We start from the raw sequence: 19,031 nt of genomic DNA, 5'->3' as shown, positions 1-19,031 counted from the left end.
ATGTATGGCGCGGCCATGAAACTCAGCGACTTTGACTTCCACCTGCCCGAACACCTGATTGCCATGCGTCCCGCCAGCCCGCGCTCGTCCGCGCGACTGCTGCTTGCGCAGGGTGATGCTGTTCAGGACCGGCGCGTGTTCGATCTGCCGGACATATTGCAGCCCGGGGACCGTCTGGTGCTGAACGACACCCGCGTCATTCCCGCTCGCCTCAGCGGTCGCCGCCACCGTGACAGCGCGCAAGGGCCGGTATCTGCCGCGATTGAGGCGACATTGCTGGACCCGCAATCTGATGGTTGTTGGGCCGCGCTGATCAAGCCGCTTAAGAAGATCAAACCGGGCGAAGAGATCGTATTCTCAGACGATCTGAGCGCAACCCTGGACCGAGTTGCCGATGGCCAAGCCTATCTGCGCTTTAACCTGACCGGAGAGGATTTCGATCAAGCGTTGGAGCAGGCCGGCGCGATGCCGTTGCCTCCCTACATCGCAGCGAAACGTGCAGCGGATGAACAGGACAAGACCGACTACCAAACTGTGTGGGCGCGAAACTCCGGAGCCGTAGCGGCCCCAACCGCGTCCTTGCATTTTGATGATGCGCTTTTGCAGGCGCTATCGGAGCGCGGTGTCGAGTTCACGCATGTCACGCTGCATGTGGGGGCAGGCACATTTCTGCCGGTCAAAGTGGAAGACGTGACCTCCCACAAGATGCACGCCGAATGGGGACGGGTCAGCGCGCAGGCCGCTGCCGAGATTGCGGCGACCAAAGAAGCGGGCGGGCGCGTTATCCCGGTGGGCACAACCGCCCTTCGACTGATCGAAAGCGCGGCACGCTGCGGCCGGATCGCGCCGTGGGAAGGCGAGACCGATATCTTCATATACCCAGGTTTTGAATTTCACGTCACTGATGCGCTGATGACCAACTTCCACCTGCCGAAATCCACATTGCTGATGCTGGTTTCGGCGTTGATTGGGCAGGATCGGATCAAGTCGGTCTATGACCACGCTATCGCAGAAGAATATCGCTTTTTCTCATACGGCGACGCGTCTCTGCTGATACCATAGTCGTATCTTGGCCATCTGCGCCCTTACAATGTCGTAGACAAGCGCGACGTGCTTCGTCATTGACGGCAAAGCGGACAAAACACACCGGCAATTTTGGATAGGCAGAATGCTTCAGGTTCTTTCCAGCGCTTGGGCGCTTCTTCTGGGAATGGGGTTGCTGATGGTCGGCAACGGCCTGCAGGGCACGTTGCTGGGGGTGCGTGGAGAAATCGAGGGATTCTCGACTCTAGAGATGTCCTTTGTGATGTCGGCCTATTTCCTTGGGTTCCTTGGCGGCTCGCGTCTGGCACCTGAAATGATCCGCCGCGTCGGGCACGTGCGCGTGTTTGCGGCGCTGGCCTCGTTTATCTCGGCGGTCATGATCATGTATCCGATGCTGACCGATCCAATTGCATGGTCGATTGGCCGCGTGATTATCGGGTTCTGTTTTTCGGGCGTGTATGTGACCGCGGAAAGCTGGCTGAACAATGCCGCAAACAACGAGAACCGAGGGCAGGCGCTGTCGCTTTATATGATGGTGCAGATGACAGGTGTGGTGAGTGCCCAGGCCTTGTTGCTGGTCGGCGACCCGGCAGGATATGAGACCTTTGTCATCGCTTCTATACTGGTTTCGATCTCATTTGCGCCTATCCTGCTGTCCATTTCTCCGACCCCGGCGTTCGATACCACCAAACCGATGACATTGCGCCAGCTGATGGAAACATCGCCGCTGGGCTGCGTCGGCATGTTCTTGCTTGGCGGGATATTTTCAGCGCAATTCGGGATGAGCGCCGTTTATGGCGCCCAGGTTGGATTGAGTCTGGTCGAGATTTCGACCTTCGTAGCGGTGTTTTATATCGGCGCCGTAGTCCTGCAATATCCGTTGGGCTGGATGTCCGACAGAATGGACCGCCGTCTGCTGATCATGCTGGTGGCCGCTGTTGGTGGGGTAGGCGCCGTGATAGGCATGATACTGGGCGTCACTTTCACCATGCTTCTCGTAGCTGCCTTTATCATCGGCGGCATGACAAGCCCGCTCTATTCTCTGTTGATCGCGTATACCAATGACTACTTGGAGTATGACGATATGTCGGCGGCTTCGGGCGGCCTGGTTTTTATTAACGGCTTGGGCGCTATCGCAGGTCCAATTATCACCGGTTGGCTAATGGGGGCTGGCGTGCTCGGCCCACAAGGCTTTTTCCTGTTCATCGCGGCGCTGATGTTCATCATGGCCGCCTATGCGGCCTATCGTATGACCCAGCGCGTCTACAAACCCGTGGATGAAACCGGATCGATTGCCCCGATTTACCCGACATCTTCGCCCGTTGCTCTGGAAGTTGCGCAAGAGGTCGCCATTGAGGCAGCCCAGGACGAGCAGGATACGCAAGAACCCGCCTGAGCGCCGGAAATGTGACTTTTGTGTTGCAATATGTTACTGTCACAAATCTGTAAAAGTGATTTTAATGACGTTACGTCCTGGGGAGGGCAATTACGGAGTCTAGGGCAATGGTAGGTCCTGAAGAAGTATTGAGTTTTTGGTTAGATGAGGTTGGCCCCGAGGGGTGGTACCTGCAGGATGAAGCGCTGGATGCGCGGATCCGGGATAAATTTCTTTCAACATGGGAAGCCGCGTGTGAGGGTAAATTCTCGCTTTGGCTGACCTATCCTAGCGGTTCGCTGGCCTATATTATTCTTATGGATCAGTTGCCTCGCAACATGTTCCGAGGAAGCAAACAGGCCTTTGCATCGGATCGGGCAGCACTGGCTGCAGCGAAATGCGCGGTCGACAAAGGCTGGGATCTTAAGATCGACGAACCGGCGCGGCAGTTCTTTTATTTGCCGATGATGCATTCGGAAAATCTGTGCGATCAGGAGCGCTGTGTGCGCCTTATGATCGAACGGATGCCGGAAGGCGGCGAGAGCAATCTGCTTCATGCGCGCGCTCATCGTGAAGTGATCCGCAAGTTCGGTCGTTTCCCGTATCGAAACGATGCGCTGGAACGCGCGACCACTGAACACGAAGCCGCATATGTCAGTAATGGCGGATATGGTTCGACTGTGCGCGAGTTGCAGGCCGCGACCTAGGTCGTGGGCTCACAGCCTTTTAGGATCAGAAGGCGGTCGGTGACAGTGTCGGCGGATGTCGTGATGGCATACTCGATCAAGTCTTCTGGTTTTTCGACCAGGCCCGCCAATCGGGTCTGAGTGTCTTCCAGCTTCCCCTCCAGATCACCCAAACGTCGCAATGCCGCATTCAGCTGTTGGCGCGTGACCGCATCGAGTTGCGTGCCCTGACTGCTAAGGGTTGCAAGATCGCTGCGCAACGCGGCCAGTTCCCCACGAATTCCCTGCGCCTGATCTCGTAGCGGCGCCACGACCTGCAGGTTCTCAGCAAACCCGACCCGGATCTGATCGACAGACTGCGCAAGTTTCCACCCCAGAAACAGGCATAAAGCCAACAATATCAATGTCGCGTTCAAAAGAGCGAGCAGTAAATCTTTGAGCGTTTTAGCCATGATACGCCTTTCGAAAATCGGGAAGGTCAAAAACTGGTAGTGCATATTCGTCAGTTCTAGCCTTTGCGGTAACGTGGGTATAGGCTGAATTCAGCCCCAAATACCTGATTTGACCCCGCGTCACATATGTCGCGGGCTCTGATGTTGATGCGTTGTAAAAAATAGTTTAACGGTAAACTAGTTTTTGAACTGACCTGTGCCGAGAGGGAAACATGGCTGCACAATCTTATGATCTGATCGTAATCGGGGCTGGCCCCGGTGGCTATGTAGCCGCTATTCGCGCGGCGCAACTGGGCCTGAAGACCGCTGTTGTCGAGCGCGAGCATCTGGGTGGTATCTGCCTGAACTGGGGTTGTATCCCGACAAAGGCACTACTGCGGTCATCGGAAGTGTTTCACCTGATGGAGCGTGCCAAGGATTTTGGCTTGAAAGCCGACAAGGTCGGCTACGATCTGGATGCGGTTGTGAAGCGCTCGCGCGGTGTTGCCGCGCAGTTGTCCGGCGGTATAGGTCATCTGCTGAAAAAGAACAAAGTCGCTGTTGTCATGGGCGAGGCATCGATCCCCGCCAAGGGCAAGGTCAGCGTCAAAACAGACAAAGGCACGGAAGACCTAACCGCGAAGAATATCGTTCTGGCCACCGGTGCCCGGGCGCGCGAACTGCCGGGCCTTGAAGCGGATGGCGATCTGGTCTGGACGTACAAACACGCGCTGCAACCGCCGCGGATGCCCAAGAAACTGCTGGTCATCGGCTCGGGTGCGATCGGGATCGAATTCGCCAGCTTCTATAACACGTTGGGCGCGGACACGACCGTGGTCGAGGTGATGGATCGAGTGCTGCCTGTAGAAGATGCCGAGATCAGTGCATTTGCCAAGAAAGCTTTCACCAAGCAGGGCATGACCATCATGGAAAAGGCGATGGTTAAACAATTGGACCGCGCCAAGGGCAAGGTGACTGCGCATATCGAGGTGAAAGGCAAGGTTGAGAAACACGATTTTGACACGGTGATCTCGGCCGTGGGCATCGTCGGCAATGTGGAAAACCTCGGGCTTGAAGCCTTGGGTGTGAAGATCGACCGCACGCACGTGGTCACCGATGAATACTGCCGCACTGGGGTAGACGGGCTTTACGCAATAGGTGATATCGCCGGGGCGCCCTGGCTGGCACACAAAGCCAGCCACGAAGGCGTGATGGTAGCTGAGCTGATCGCGGGCAAACACGCACATCCGGTCAAGCCTGAAAGCATCGCGGGCTGCACTTATTGCCAGCCTCAGGTCGCTTCGGTTGGGTATAGCGAAGCCAAGGCCAAAGAGCTGGGCTATGAGATCAAGGTCGGACGCTTCCCGTTCATCGGCAACGGCAAGGCCATCGCGCTTGGTGAGCCCGAGGGACTGATCAAGACCGTCTTCGATGCCAAGACTGGGGAACTGCTAGGTGCACACATGATCGGTGCCGAAGTCACAGAGCTTATTCAGGGCTATGTGGTCGGTCGCCAGTTGGAAACCACTGAAGAAGACCTGATGAACACCGTCTTCCCGCATCCGACGCTGTCTGAAATGATGCATGAAAGCGTGCTGGATGCCTATGGACGCGTGATCCACATGTAAGGACAGGGGGCTCTGCCCCCGCCGCGGCAAGCCGCGACTCCCCCGAGATATTTATAGCCAGATGAAGCAGGGGATCCGTACTTCATCTGGCCGAAAATACCTCGGAGCGCGAGGCAGAGCCTCGCAAAGGATCCTCATTTATTTATTGCTTCCAATATACGGGCCCACGAGCGGATGCCTTTGTGGAAGCTTTTGACGTCGTATTTCTCGTTCGGCGAGTGGATGGCATCATCGTCATTGGCATACCCAACCAGCATCGAATCCAGCCCCAACACTGTATTGAAATATCCAACCACCGGGATTGATCCGCCCATCCCGGTGAAAACGGCCTCGCGATTCCACTCGTCCGAAAGTGCTCTGCGGGCCGCTTCGAATTCTGGGCGGCTAAGGTTCATCACCGAAGCAGGAGAGCCTTCGAGATCACTGTCCCAGACCACTTTTGCATCCGTAGACAGGCGCTCTTCGACATGTTTGCGGATCCTTTTGCGGAGCGCGTCCGGGTCCATGTCGCCGACCAGGCGGCAGGTGATCTTGCAATGTGCCTCGGACGGGATAACGGTTTTGGATCCCGCGCCGTTGTAACCTCCCCAAAGGCCATTCACTTCGAGCGTGGGTCGCGCCCATTGTTGTTCCAGCGTGGAATAGCCTGTTTCACCGTGCGGCTCGGTATAGCCAACCGAATTCAGGTATTCCGCTTCATCGAACCCGCAATTCTCCCATTGGCGCAACTGCTCGGCCGGGACTTCGTGTACGCCTTCGTAAAAACCTTCGACTGCGACGCGGCCGGTTTCTTCATCATAGAAGGATGCGACGATGCGCGACAGTTCCCGCAGCGGGTTCAGACCCGGCCCGCCATAGTGGCCCGAATGCAGGTCGATGCGGGGACCGATGATTGTGAATTCATCCTTGAGCATGCCGCGCAATTGCGACGCTATCGAAGGCACCCCCCGCGACACCATCGAAGTATCACAGACCAGCGCGAGATCCGCCTGAAGCTCGGATTTGTTTGCTTTGAGAAATGGCACGAGCGAGGGCGACCCGGATTCTTCCTCACCTTCGAAGAAAAACGTGATGCGGCAGGGCAGGGTGCCATGCACTGCTTTCCAGGCGCGGCAGGCCTCGACGAAGGTCATCAGTTGGCCTTTGTCGTCAGAAGCGCCGCGCCCGCGTATCACCTGTCCGTGTGGAGTGTCTTCCAAAGCCGGATCGAAAGGATCGCGTGTCCACAGCTCCAGCGGATCGACAGGTTGCACATCATAGTGCCCATAGAACAGAACATGCGGCCCACCGCTGTCCTCACCGACATGGCCAACGACCATGGGATGTCCCGGAGTTTCGCGCTTTTCGGCTGCAATACCGATACTTTTCAGATCCGCCACCAGCCAATCGGCAGCCAGGTCGACTTGGTCCTTGAAGGCCGGGTCAGTCGAGATGGAGGGAATGCGCAGAAACTCCATCAGGCGGTCGATGGAGGTGGTCAGATCGGCGTCGATCCGGCTCAGTACAGCGTCAAGCGACATAGGGGTCTCCTGGGAAGGTCTTGAAATTGGGCAGAGCCTATCAGCATGGGCGGTACCGTCCAGCAGGTTTCTGTGCTGGATCTGGGGGAAAGGCCTGCGGCGTTTCCTCGCGTCTTGTGGTCGTAACTTTGCTTGTCGGTTTAGGCGTTTGGCGTTATTTGATGCAAATCAAAGTTGGGTTCGGCTGTTCGGCTGTAGGCCAGTTGGACAGATGAACGCGACGCCATACTTCCAGCCCGGCTTGTGAAGTGGCGAAAAAAGTCGCCCGGGGCTACAATAACCGGGCATCCAAGGAGGGTCCGTTGGACTATACTGCTCAGCTCGATACAGCGATTGCCAGGCTGCATGACGAAGGACGTTATCGAACCTTTATCGATATTGAACGTCGGAACGGTCATTTTCCGTATGCGGTACGGACTTGTCCCGATGGTTCGCAGCAGAACATCACCGTGTGGTGTGGCAATGATTATTTGGGCATGGGTCAGAATCCTGTTGTTTTGGAGGCCATGCACGAGGCGGTGGAGGCCGCAGGCGCAGGCTCGGGCGGGACGCGCAACATTTCAGGCACGACAGTCTATCACAAACGGCTGGAAGCTGAATTGGCGGACTTGCACGGCAAAGAAGCCGCACTGCTATTCACGAGTGCCTATATCGCCAATGACGCGACACTCAGCACTCTGCCAAAACTGTTCCCCGGCCTGATTATATATTCCGATGCACTGAACCATGCGTCGATGATCGAAGGCGTGCGCCGCAACGGGGGTGCCAAACGCATCTTCCGCCACAATGACGTGGCACATCTGCGTGAGTTGCTGGAGGCTGATGACCCTGCAGCCCCCAAGCTGATCGCGTTTGAGTCGGTCTATTCGATGGATGGCGATTTCGGACCCATTGAAGAGATTTGCGATCTGGCCGATGAATTCGGTGCTTTGACCTATATTGATGAGGTTCACGCGGTTGGCATGTACGGCCCCCGCGGCGGGGGTGTAACCGAGCGTGATCGGTTGGCGCATCGCATTGACATCATCAACGGAACGCTTGCCAAAGCCTATGGTGTCATGGGCGGCTACATCGCGGCTAGTGCCAAGATGTGTGACGCCATCCGGTCCTATGCGCCGGGCTTCATCTTCACTACCTCGCTGCCACCTGCGGTTGCGGCAGGGGCGGCAGCCTCGGTGGCCTATCTCAAGCGCGCGCCTGAACTGCGCGAGCAGCACCAGACCCAGGCCAGCATTCTTAAGCTGAGGCTGAAAGGGCTTGGCATGCCTCTGATTGATCACGGCAGCCACATTGTGCCGGTGATCGTTGGCAACCCAGTCCACACCAAGAAGTTGAGCGATATGCTGCTGGATGACTATGGTATCTATGTGCAGCCAATCAATTTCCCGACCGTTCCGCGCGGCACCGAACGTCTGCGGTTTACGCCATCTCCGGTGCATGGACCCGACGAAATGAACCGTCTGGTGCAGGCGATGGACGAACTTTGGTCACATTGTGCGCTAAATCGCGCCGAACTTGCTGGATAACCTCACGCTAAAGTGTGCAACGAGTTTGCTGCGTGTTAAGCTTACGCTAACAAAAGAAGCGGACGAATCGTTATAGGGGCGATTCGACGTTTGCGCGTAACACGCGACAGGCAAAGATGGGGCAGCAGGAATGATTGGGCGCAGATCACAGCGCGATTCCGAAGAAGACATGGACGTCAGACCCAAGGGTTTTGATGACTATGAGGTACGGCTTGGCGATGTCATGCGCGGCGAACGTGCAACGATGGGCAAGTCGCTTCTGGATGTGCAGCGTGAACTGCGAATCAAAGCCAACTACATCGCCGCCATCGAAAATGCAGATCCCGATGCCTTTGACACACCCGGCTTCATCGCCGGGTATGTGCGTTCATATGCCCGCTATCTGGGCATGAACCCCGATGAGACTTTTGCGACCTTCTGTCAGGAAAGCGGTTTCGAGGTTGCGCATGGCATGTCGGCTGAGGCGTCGGTGGTCAAAAAGGCGCAAGGTGGAGTGCCCTCACGCGGGCCGATGGGACGTGATCCGTTTGTCTCGCCCAGTACGCCTTATATACCGGGCCGCGAATCCGTAGTCAGCCAGATTGAACCGCGTGCTATTGGATCGACGCTGGTGCTGTTGGCCGTCATTGGCGGCATCGGTTATGGGGGCTGGTCGGTTTTGAACCGCATTCAGCAGGTGCAGGTCAGCCCGGTTGAGCAGGCCCCCGTCGTGCTTACAGACCTTGACCCGCTGGATGCCGCACAGGCCCGGCCCGAGGGAACCGAACTGGCCAGCGCCGAGGTGCCAAGCTCTGAAGCGCTGGATCGTCTGTATCGTCCGCAGGCGCTTGATGTGCCGGTGCTGGTGGCGCGGGATGCGCCGATTTCCACCCTTGATCCGCGCAATGTCGGAACGTTCCGCGCGCCTGAACCTCCGCAAATCAAAGTGACCGAAGTTCATACGGTTGAACGCCCGGCCTTGCCTCAAGTGGTTGAAAAGCTGGAAACGACGCTGAAGATCGTGGCCGTGAACCCTGCTTGGATGCGTGTCACGGCAGCCGATGGCAGCGTGATTTTCGAAGGAACTCTGGGCACCGTTGAGCAGGGCAGCACGTTTGAAGTGCCGCTCACCGAGGAACCCCCGCAACTGCGAGCAGGAGCTGCGGGGTCGGTCTATTTCTCGATGAATGGCGAACATTTTGGTCCTGTGGGCGCGCCGGGTACGGTGGCCAAAGGTGTTGTTCTGTCAAAAGATGCCGTTGCAGAAACCTTCGCAGTTGCCGATCTTGAGGCCGATCAGAACAGCGCACTCAAGCAACTGGTGGCCGAGTTGCAGACCGAGGCGGCAGAAGCGCCCGCCGAGTGATCTTGGCATTGCTCCCCAAGGGATGGCGAACTATCTAAGGGTCAATTCAGGCTGATCCGGATCGATCCTCATGTCGCTCAATCACGTGCGCCCCTGGCGCAATATCTATCGCCGCAAATCCCGCCAGATCATGGTTGGCAATGTGCCCGTCGGAGGTGACGCACCGATTGCCGTGCAGACCATGACCAACACGCTGACCACCGACGTGGCTGCGACCGTGGCACAGGTGCAGGCGGCAGCAGAGGCGGGGGCGGATATCGTGCGGGTCTCGGTCCCGGATGAGGCCTCGTCAAAAGCGCTGAAAGAGATCGTGCGCGAAAGCCCTGTTCCTATCGTGGCTGATATTCATTTCCACTACCGTCGCGGAATCGAATCCGCCGAGGCCGGTGCGGCCTGTCTACGGATCAATCCGGGCAATATCGGCGATGAAAAACGGGTGAAAGAGGTCATCAAAGCCGCGCGAGACCACAATTGCTCGATCCGGATCGGGGTGAACGCAGGGAGCCTGGAAAAGCACCTGCTTGAGAAATACGGCGAGCCGTGCCCCGAAGCGATGGTCGAGAGCGGGTTGGAGCATATCCGTATTCTCGAAGACAACGACTTTCACAATTTCAAGATCAGTGTGAAGGCCAGCGACGTATTCCTGTCAGCGGCGGCTTATCAGGGCATTGCCGAGGCGACGGATGCGCCCATCCATCTGGGCATCACCGAGGCCGGAGGGCTGGTCAGCGGCACCATCAAATCGGCCATCGGTCTGGGCAATCTGCTGTGGATGGGCATTGGCGACACGATCCGCGTCAGCCTGTCTGCTGATCCGGTGGAAGAGGTCAAGGTCGGCTATGAGATCCTGAAATCTCTGGGCCTGCGCCATCGCGGCGTGAACATCATCTCATGCCCCTCCTGCGCGCGACAGGGTTTTGACGTAATTAAAACGGTTGAGGCGTTGGAGCATCGCTTGGAACACATCAAGACACCCATGAGCCTGTCGATCATCGGCTGTGTCGTGAACGGTCCGGGTGAGGCGCTGATGACCGATGTCGGTTTCACCGGTGGCGGGGCAGGCTCGGGCATGGTCTATCTGGCAGGCAAAGCCAGCCACAAGATGTCAAACGACCAGATGATTGATCACATCGTTGAAGAGGTCGAAAAGAAGGCAGCAGAGCTGGATGCGGCAGCTGAAGCTGCTGAGTAACAAGGCCTATGCAACAGGCATTTGCTGTGTTGCGCAGTGAATGCCGCCGCCCAGCTCGCCTAATACGTCGACATTCAATGCAATGATCTCGCGCCCGGGGTAGTGACGAGCTAGGGCCATCTGTGCAATCTCATCGGTTTCGCGGTCTCCGAACTGGGCCATCACGATGCCGCCATTACAAACATAGTAATTAGCATAAGACGCCACGAATTCGGGATCGTTAACTCGGCGCCTATTGGGTTCAGAGATCACCACAACCTGCAATCCTTCGGCGACGAGACGGTCATGAGTATCAAGGGCCGCGACATGAAACGGATCATCCATATCCGGCTCGTCTGGCAGGTTGATCAAAACGCGCCCAGGGCCGGTGAAGCGCGCCAGACTGTCGATGTGGTAATCGGTGATATCCTCGCCCCAGACCCCATCAGACCAGACCATGCGGTCAGCCCCATAGGCTGCCAGTAATCGGGATTCAATTTCGTTGCGTGACAGGTCTGGATTGCGGTTCTCATTCACCCACGAGCTTTCATGGGCCATGATCAACCCATGCCCGTCTTGTTCTACACCACCGGCCTCGCCCCTCAAGCCGGACGGAAGCAGGGGTAGGCCGAGGTGATCGGCAACCTTACTGGCGATTTGCGCATCGTGTTTGTGCACCTGTTTCCGGCCCCAGCCGTTGAACTGGATATGACTGACCGCAATCCCGCCTCGATTGTCGATCACGAAGATTGGACCTGCGTCGCGGCACCACAAATCTTCGGTTGGAACATCCCAGAGCTCGACTGATGAGGAGAGTTTTTGACGCGCATCCGCATGGTGCTTTCCCGCCGCAAGCATCGTCACGGGTTCAAAGGCGGAAATGGCGTTCGCGATTTCCGCGATGGTTTGTTGCACCATATCCAGAAAGATCTGGTCACGGTAAACTTTGCGGCTGACCGGCCATTGCATAAATGTGCGTTCGTGGGGCGCTTCTTCCGCCGGTACAAAGAAGTTTGAGGTGCGCTGAGCGAGGGTTTGCTTAGACAGGCCCATAAAACTCAGCGCACCTCCAGTGAGTAAGAGGTTCCGTCGATCCATGCTGGAAACCCACAGTGATGACTTAACCCTGTTCTGCCCGAACACCATTTGCGATCTGGAGCATTTGGTCTGCGGGCAGGTACCCGCGCATCATTTCGGTGCCCAGAACAAAGGACGGTGTGCCTGAAATCCGCAGCTTTTGCGCCAGATCGCGGGTTTTTGCGATTTCTTCGGTGACCTCATCGCTGTTCATTGCTGCGATGATCGCGTCGCTGTCCAGACCCAGCCCATCTGAAATCCGGCGCAGGGTCACCTCGGAGGGCTCGCCGCTGAATTCCAGCAGAGCGTCATGGACCTGCTTATAGGCATCGTCTCCCGCCACCTGTTTTGTTGCGATGGCAAAGCGGGATGACGCGACAGAGGCATCGCCCAGGATCGGCAGTTCCTTAATCACAAGACGGATATTGCCGTCCTCGGCCAGCAGGGTGGCCACTTCGGGCACGGCGCGCCGGCAGTAACCGCAACGGTAGTCCATGAACTCGACCAGAGTAATATCGCCGTCCGGATTGCCACCGACCCAGCTGTAACCGTCATTAAAAAGCTCGTCAGCGTTGGCCGCGACAAGCTCCTTGTCAGCCTGAGCCTCGGCAACGGCATTGCGTTCCTCAAGGATGTTGATCGCCTCGAGGATCACTTCGGGGTTTTCCAGAAGGTATTCGCGCACTTGTGCGCCAAACTCGGCCTTCTCGGCGTCGCTCATCGCGTTCAGTTCCAGCGCCTGCGCAGGACCAGTGATCAGGGAAAGACCCAATAGGGCCGGTGCAGCATGTCTCAGGATCATTTCCGTTTCCTCTTTTTCTTCTTCTTTGCGCGCTCCGAGGCAATCAACACATCCTGTGCCCTTTGCCAACCCGGAGAGCCTTCGGGGAGCTGTGCAACAGCCCGTTTAGCATGTATGCCCGCATCATCAAGTCGGCCCTGCAGCGCATAGCGTTCTGCAGTCACCGCAGACGCCATTCCGTTGTTGCCCACCTGCGAATAGGCAGAACCCAGATCCCGCATCAGCCGGGCATTGCGGTAGTCGCGTGCGCGCGCCTTTTCAAGCACTTGCAGGGCTTTCTTCGTCTTGCCATCCGCCAGCAAAGCACGTCCGTAACCGGCGAGGATCAGGGCATTGTTGGGCGCCATATCAACGGCTGCACCGTAGGCATCCACAGCTTCGGGCACGCGCCGGTTCTCCAATAGAATCTGGCCCTTCAATTCATAAAAAAACGGATCGTCAGGGCGAATCTCCAGCGCACCATCGATTGCGGCGCGGGCACGGGCGAGATCGCGATTTTGATGATGGGCCGATGCCTCGCGCATCAGGCGTATGTCACGATCTTTTTCTTCGCCCGCGCGACGCATGGTCCAGGTCGGGGATCGAAGAAAGGCTGACAACTTACCTTTGATCCGCGCGAACCAGTAATCGGCATTTGCGTTTTGCTCTGCCTTGTCGCCGAATTCGTTCAGAAAGGCCTCGGCGGCGCGCAAACGTTCGCGGCTGGTAGGGTGTGAGCGCATGTAGGGGTCTTGATTGACGGGGTTCAACAGCTCTTGCCCCGCGAACTTACGGTGCAGGTTGACCATCCCGCGCGGAGATACTCCCGCCCAACGCAAATAGCTGGCAGCACTTCGATCCGCCGAGGCTTCTTCAGCCCGCGTATGGCCCAGAAAGCTGCGCAGCGCCGAGGCTTGTGTGCCCGCTGCAATTCCTGCTGCAGCTTCTCCGCCACCTGCGGCCGCGGCTGCAAGTGCTAAAAGCGTCCCAAGCTGCGCGTTACGTTGCGCCGCGCGCAGGTTCTCTGAGCGTCTGGCCAAGTGGCCGTTGGCGATGTGCGCGGCCTCGTGTGCGATCACCGCTTGCAGCATCTCGGGCGTATCGACGCTTAGGATCAAGCCATAGTTGATATAGATCGTGTTGTAATCGATCACGAAGGCATTGAACGTACCATCATTGACGATCAGTACGCGCACCCGGTTGGTGTTCAGGCCAGCGGCCCGCAGGATCGGAAAGGCGAGCTCTTGCAGCCCGTGTTCAATGTCGGGATCGCGGATAAGGCTTTGCGCGCTGGCCTGCATGGCGCTGATCGACCATGTCACTGCCAGCAGCAACACGGCCGGGATTGACGCCAGCCGGGATAAGCGTTCAAAAGCCATGGCTGCAACATGGGAGATGGCCATGAGAAACTCAACCCGTTCCGGGGTCGATCCCTTCATCGTGATGGACGTGATGGAGGCCGCGCGCAAGGCGGAAGAAGCCGGGCGGCATGTCGTTCACATGGAAGTAGGTCAACCGGGGACCGGCGCACCCAAAGGGGCAACCGAAGCATTGGCGAAGGCCATGGAACAAGGGCCGCTTGGGTATACGGTGGCTTTGGGTTTGCCCGCTCTTCGTCAGCGGATCGCGCAGATGTATGGTGAATGGTATGGCGTTGATCTCAATCCAGAACGGGTGGTCATCACACCGGGATCATCGGGCGGGTTTTTGCTCGCCTTTACCGCTCTGTTCGACAGCGGTGATCGGGTGGGGATTGGTGCCCCGGGATATCCCTCATATAGGCAAATCCTGAAAGCATTGGGTTTGGTGCCGGTAGACTTGCCGACAGCACCGGAAAACCGGCTGCAGCCCATGCCCGCCGATTTCACGGGGCTTGATTTGCAGGGATTGATGGTTGCCTCGCCTGCCAACCCGACTGGGACAATGCTGGATCATGCGGCGATGCAGGCGCTGATCGATGCGGCGCACGCGCAGGGTGCATCGTTCATCAGTGACGAGATTTATCACGGGCTGGAATACGAGGCCAAAGCCGTCACTGCGCTCGAGCTGACGGATGAGTGCTATGTGATAAACTCATTCTCCAAATATTTTTCGATGACCGGCTGGCGCGTTGGCTGGATGGTTGTGCCCGAGGATCAGGTACGGGTGGTTGAGCGGATTGCCCAGAACATGTTCATCTGCGCGCCTCACGCCAGTCAGGTGGCCGCATTGGCAGCTATGGATTGTGACGACGAATTGCAGGCAAATCTGGATGTATACCGCCGCAATCGTCTGTTGATGTTGGACGGGTTGCCCAAGGCCGGTTTTACCAGTATCGCACCGCCGGATGGGGCGTTTTATGTTTACGCGGATGTCTCAGACTTGACCGATGACAGCCGGGCATTTGCAGCCGAGATTCTCGACAAAGCCGGGGTTGCCGTGACGCCGGGGCTGGATTTCGATCCGGTGCGCGGGCATACGACGCTGCGATTTTCCTATGCGCGATCGACCGAAGACATTCAGGATGGGCTGGATCGGCTACAACTTTTTATGGCCAAGCGGGGTGCGATCCCGCAATCGGCCTAAAGCGTTCACAAAGGCGGCGTCATGCGATAGGCTCTGCCTCAAACGATCTCGGGATAACTTGAGGCCATGAGCAGGATTTTCTACGCAATCGCCCTGATTTGGGCGCTGACTGGTGCTGCTGTCGCGCAGGACTTCAGCGCGCTTGCACGCGTCCTTCCGGACCAGAGCGGAATCGTCGATGATGGCAATACCGGCGTAAGGGTCGAACTTGGGCTGACTCAAGGCGTGCCATACCGCGTGTTCACACTGCGCGATCCATACCGCGTGGTGCTGGATTTTCAAGAGGTCGACTGGTCTGGCCTGAACCGCGAGACCTTCCTGCAAACCAGCCGGATCAGCGGTGTACAATTCGGGGCGTACGTGCCCGGTTGGTCGCGTCTGGTGTTGGAGCTGGGCGCTCCGCTGGCGGTGGAAACAGCTGATCTGCGGGTTGATCAGGCGACGGGCACTGCTCAACTATCGCTGCACCTGAAAGGCACTGATTTTGACAGTTTTGCAGCCAGCGCAGGTGCCCCCCGTCAGCCCGGCTGGGATTTGCCGGAACCCGCAGTGACACCGGCACTGCCGCGGCGCGACGGTGTGCGGGCGGTTCGGGTCATGCTGGATCCCGGGCATGGCGGCATTGATCCCGGGGCAGAATTCGCTGATACCAATGAGAAAACACTGATGCTGACCTTCGCGCGAGAGCTGCGAGAGGCGCTGCTGCGTACCGGCGGTTTCGAAGTGGTGATGACGCGTGTTGACGATCAATTCGTCTCGCTCGAACGCCGTATCTCGCTGGCACATCAGGCCGGGGCCGACGTGTTTATCTCACTGCACGCGGATTCGCTTTCCGAAGGGCTGGCGCATGGGTCGGTCGTCTACACTCTTTCAGAGGAAGCTTCAGACGTTGCCAGTCAAAAGCTGGCCGAACGGCATGACCGGAGTGATTTGATCGCAGGTATTGATCTCAGCGGTGCAGACGATCAGGTCGCTGATGTGTTGCTGGATCTGGCTCGGCAAGAGACTGTGCCACGCAGTAGCGCACTGGCGCGCTCGCTGGTGGATGGAATGACGCAGCAGGGAGGCCCGATGAATCGTCGCCCGCTACGTTCTTCGTCGTTTTCGGTGTTGAAGGCAGCAGATATCCCGTCGGTTCTGGTTGAGCTGGGTTTTTTGTCCAGCCCGCGCGATTTCAAGAACATCTCTGATCCAAACTGGCGCGCCTCCATGGCGCATGGGCTTGTGCAGGGGCTTGAGAACTGGCGTCGGGACGATCTGGTGAAGCGATCTCTGATCGGACAATGACGCAGCGGCGCAAAACAGCCATTGTAGCCTTTCGTGTTTTGACCCTGCGCGGGGGCGACACTATATAGGCGTCATCGCGAGTAAAAGGCAGTAACGTGATCCGGTTCATTCTTTCGTTCTTCGGGGCAATTTTCAGTCTCGTGACATTAGGTATTTTTATGGCCGCGCTGGTCGTTGGCGCGGTGTTCTGGATGTATGGCCGAGACCTGCCCAGTCATGAATCATTGGCACAATACAAACCACCGACGATCAGCCGGATTTACTCGGGTGAGGGCCAGCTGATCGACGAATTTGCGCAGGAGCGCCGCCTGTTCACGCCGTCCGAGGAAATTCCCGATCTGGTGAAACAGGCGTTTATCTCGGCGGAAGACAAGAATTTCTATACCCATCAGGGCTATGACCCGCGGGGTATCATTGCTGCCGGGGTCGAGGCCGTGCGCACCAAGGGCGAAACCGTACGTGGTGCATCAACGATTACACAGCAGGTGATGAAGAACTTCCTGCTGTCCGGTGACCGCCGGGCCGAGCGCAAGATTAAGGAAATCATCCTCGCCACCCGGCTTGAGGATACGCTCGACAAAGAACAGATCCTCGAACTCTATATGAACGAGATATTTCTGGGCCAGAACTCTTATGGTGTGACCGCTGCTGCGCAGACCTATTTCAACAAAACTCTGCAGGAACTGGCCCCGCATGAAGCCGCGATGCTGGCGGCGATGCCCAAGGCACCATCGGACTACCATCCTGTGCGGCAGAAAGAACGTTTGCTGAACCGCCGCAACTATGTGCTGCGCGAGATGCAGCAGAACGGCTATATCGATCAGGCCACCTATGAGACCGAAGTCGAGATGCCTTTGCGTTCGGTTCAGAACGGCGATTTTGAAAGCTTCCGCACTGCACTGCCGCCGCGTGACTATTTCACCGACGAAATCCGTCGCCAGTTGAGTGAGGATTTTGGCGAGGGTGAGTTCTTCACTGGCGGTTTCACCGTACGCGCCTCGGTGGATGAGGAAATGCAGGTCGAAGCGGCGAAAGCCCTGCGCACGGCGCTGCAGAAATACGACCGCTCTCGTGGGCGGTGGCGCGGCACAGGCGAGGTCATCGCCGAGGAGAAGCTGGCGGATGAAGCACAGTGGCGCGAGGCGCTGGCGATCATGGAAATCCCCCGCGACGTGGTGCTGCCGACGCAGTGGTATCCTGCCGTTGTTCTGAACGTGGCCGACCAATCCCTGACCGTCGGGATCGAAGATGGTCCAGCAGATGGCACCATCCCGCGCGAAGACATCAAGTGGATGCAGGGCAATTTCCAGGACAATTTCAAACGCGGCGATGTCATTCTGGTAATGGCTGGCGAAGAGGGGCAGTGGTCTGCCCGTCAGGTGCCAGAAGTGCAGGGCGGCTTTGTCGCGATGGACGTGAATTCGGGCCGTGTTCTGGCGATGCAGGGCGGGTTCTCGTATCAGGATACCGTGTTTAACCGCGCCACTCAGGCACAGCGCCAACCCGGGTCGAGCTTCAAACCGTTCGTTTATGCAGCGGCGCTAGACAGCGGATACAGCCCCGCAACGATCGTTGTGGATGCGCCGATTGAAGTGAATACACCGCAGGGACTGTGGCGACCCAAGAACTCGACGAACAAGTTTTACGGTCCAACGCCCTTGCGTACCGGGATCGAACAGTCGCGGAACCTGATGACCATCCGTCTGGCGCAAGAAGTCACAATGCCCGTGGTCGCAGGCTATGCCGAGCGGTTTGGCGTTTATGACCGGATGGGTGCGTTCCTTGCGAACTCGCTAGGGTCTGAAGAGACTACGCTGTACAAAATGGTCGCTGCCTATGCGATGTTCGCCAATGGTGGCGAGCGGGTTGAACCCACACTGGTTGACCGTATTCAGGACCGGTTTGGCAAGACCATCTATCGCCATGACGATCGCCAGTGCGTCGATTGTAACTCTAGCTGGCTAGAGCCTGATGAGTCGCCCACGATCCTCACCGATCGCAGCCAGGTCATGGATGCCATCACCGCCTACCAGTTGACGTCGATGATGAAGGGCGTGGTTGATCGCGGCACTGCATCACGTGTTGTGAACCTGCCCGTGCCCACAGCGGGCAAGACCGGCACCACGAACGAATCCAAGGATGCGTGGTTCATCGGTTTCACCTCAAATATCGTGGCCGGTTGCTACATCGGTTATGACCGCCCGCGCCCGATGGGCCGGGGGGCCTACGGCGGCACCTTGTGCGGTCCTGTGTTCCAAAGCTTTATGGAAAAAGCAGTCGAGAAATACGGCGGTGGCCCGTTCGAGGTGCCTCCGGGTGGCCATTTCATCAAGATTGACCGTTTCAGCGGCGCGCGCCTGCCAGAAGACGCGAGTGGAGAATATGTGGTCGCCGAGTATTTCCGTGATGGCGTGGATGGTTTTATCGATCGCGTATATGACGGTGGCTTCGCGATGGGATCTGACCTGCCGTTGTTTGAAGAGGCAAGTTCGGGCCGTCAGGTGACCACCTCAACCGGGGATACGATCACGGTTGGCCCCAATGCCAGCCAGGGCGATCTGCAGGGCGGCGGGCTTTACTGATCCGTCCAAGTTT

The 19,031-nt window shown here is 57.6% G+C and carries 15 protein-coding genes; 10 read left to right on the top strand and 5 right to left on the bottom strand.

Annotated features, from left to right (window positions below):
- Positions 1–15: 15 nt before the first annotated feature.
- The 3 genes from queA to ACR0I1_RS04195 all read left to right on the top strand — a co-directional run bounded on the left by queA (position 16) and on the right by ACR0I1_RS04195 (position 3,126).
- Positions 16–1,062 carry a tRNA preQ1(34) S-adenosylmethionine ribosyltransferase-isomerase QueA gene (queA, locus tag ACR0I1_RS04205; RefSeq protein ID WP_480705740.1) on the top strand — a complete coding sequence of 349 codons (1,047 nt, stop codon included), beginning with the start codon at positions 16–18 and terminating at the stop codon, positions 1,060–1,062.
- A gap of 106 nt (positions 1,063–1,168) precedes the next feature.
- Entirely contained in the window at positions 1,169–2,440 is a 1,272-nt protein-coding gene (locus tag ACR0I1_RS04200; RefSeq protein WP_170422201.1) for an MFS transporter, read from the top strand.
- A 107-nt stretch (positions 2,441–2,547) separates the two neighbouring features.
- Positions 2,548–3,126 (top strand): DUF924 family protein, encoded by a 579-nt coding sequence (locus tag ACR0I1_RS04195; RefSeq protein ID WP_170396541.1) that lies wholly within the window; start codon positions 2,548–2,550, stop codon positions 3,124–3,126.
- On the opposite strand, the gene ACR0I1_RS04190 is transcribed toward ACR0I1_RS04195, so the two are convergent.
- Complete coding sequence (locus ACR0I1_RS04190; RefSeq protein WP_480705108.1) at positions 3,123–3,557, bottom strand: hypothetical protein; 435 nt, start codon at positions 3,555–3,557, stop codon at positions 3,123–3,125. The two genes, ACR0I1_RS04195 and ACR0I1_RS04190, sit on opposite strands and share 4 nt — an antisense overlap.
- Positions 3,558–3,769: 212 nt before the next feature.
- Between ACR0I1_RS04190 and lpdA the strand changes: the two genes are divergently transcribed.
- On the top strand, positions 3,770–5,164 hold the full coding sequence (gene lpdA, locus ACR0I1_RS04185) for a dihydrolipoyl dehydrogenase (RefSeq protein ID WP_170663673.1): 1,395 nt from the start codon (positions 3,770–3,772) through the stop codon (positions 5,162–5,164).
- 134 nt (positions 5,165–5,298) lie between these two features.
- On the opposite strand, the gene ACR0I1_RS04180 is transcribed toward lpdA, so the two are convergent.
- The gene (locus ACR0I1_RS04180) at positions 5,299–6,684 is read right to left on the bottom strand and encodes a dipeptidase (protein WP_480705106.1); all 1,386 of its coding nucleotides are present in this window, start codon (positions 6,682–6,684) and stop codon (positions 5,299–5,301) included.
- 302 nt (positions 6,685–6,986) lie between these two features.
- Between ACR0I1_RS04180 and hemA the strand changes: the two genes are divergently transcribed.
- The 3 genes from hemA (at position 6,987) to ispG (ending at position 10,747) form a co-directional block, all read left to right on the top strand.
- On the top strand, positions 6,987–8,210 hold the full coding sequence (gene hemA, locus ACR0I1_RS04175) for a 5-aminolevulinate synthase (protein ID WP_480705104.1): 1,224 nt from the start codon (positions 6,987–6,989) through the stop codon (positions 8,208–8,210).
- A 130-nt stretch (positions 8,211–8,340) separates the two neighbouring features.
- Entirely contained in the window at positions 8,341–9,555 is a 1,215-nt protein-coding gene (locus ACR0I1_RS04170) for a helix-turn-helix domain-containing protein (RefSeq protein WP_480561364.1), read from the top strand.
- 70 nt (positions 9,556–9,625) lie between these two features.
- Positions 9,626–10,747 (top strand): flavodoxin-dependent (E)-4-hydroxy-3-methylbut-2-enyl-diphosphate synthase, encoded by a 1,122-nt coding sequence (ispG, locus tag ACR0I1_RS04165; RefSeq protein ID WP_170396552.1) that lies wholly within the window; start codon positions 9,626–9,628, stop codon positions 10,745–10,747.
- Positions 10,748–10,753: 6 nt separating this feature from the next.
- Here ispG and ACR0I1_RS04160 read toward each other — a convergent pair whose 3' ends face one another.
- The 3 genes from ACR0I1_RS04160 to ACR0I1_RS04150 are packed head-to-tail and all read right to left on the bottom strand — an operon-like array spanning position 10,754 to position 13,987.
- Positions 10,754–11,824, bottom strand: a complete 1,071-nt coding sequence (locus ACR0I1_RS04160; RefSeq protein WP_480705102.1) for an agmatine deiminase family protein — start codon at positions 11,822–11,824, stop codon at positions 10,754–10,756.
- A gap of 22 nt (positions 11,825–11,846) precedes the next feature.
- A complete protein-coding gene (locus tag ACR0I1_RS04155; protein WP_170396556.1) occupies positions 11,847–12,605 on the bottom strand; it encodes a DsbA family protein in 759 nt (252 codons plus the stop codon).
- Positions 12,602–13,987: a M48 family metalloprotease gene (locus ACR0I1_RS04150; protein ID WP_480705100.1), complete on the bottom strand. Its 1,386-nt coding sequence runs from the start codon at positions 13,985–13,987 to the stop codon at positions 12,602–12,604. The genes ACR0I1_RS04155 and ACR0I1_RS04150 overlap by 4 nt, the downstream gene beginning before the upstream one ends.
- Here ACR0I1_RS04150 and ACR0I1_RS04145 point away from each other — a divergent pair.
- The 3 genes from ACR0I1_RS04145 to ACR0I1_RS04135 all read left to right on the top strand — a co-directional run bounded on the left by ACR0I1_RS04145 (position 13,986) and on the right by ACR0I1_RS04135 (position 19,018).
- Positions 13,986–15,149: a pyridoxal phosphate-dependent aminotransferase gene (locus ACR0I1_RS04145; RefSeq protein ID WP_480705098.1), complete on the top strand. Its 1,164-nt coding sequence runs from the start codon at positions 13,986–13,988 to the stop codon at positions 15,147–15,149. The genes ACR0I1_RS04150 and ACR0I1_RS04145 overlap by 2 nt on opposite strands.
- Before the next feature lie 66 nt (positions 15,150–15,215).
- Positions 15,216–16,436, top strand: coding sequence for an N-acetylmuramoyl-L-alanine amidase (locus tag ACR0I1_RS04140; protein WP_170512067.1), 1,221 nt, complete (start codon positions 15,216–15,218; stop codon positions 16,434–16,436).
- A 95-nt stretch (positions 16,437–16,531) separates the two neighbouring features.
- Positions 16,532–19,018, top strand: a complete 2,487-nt coding sequence (locus ACR0I1_RS04135; protein ID WP_480585332.1) for a penicillin-binding protein 1A — start codon at positions 16,532–16,534, stop codon at positions 19,016–19,018.
- Positions 19,019–19,031: the final 13 nt, after the last annotated feature.

Source organism: Ruegeria sp. B11 (assembly GCF_056539785.1).
Note: the sequence above shows the minus strand (reverse complement) of the source record. Positions and strands in the feature narration are given on the sequence as shown.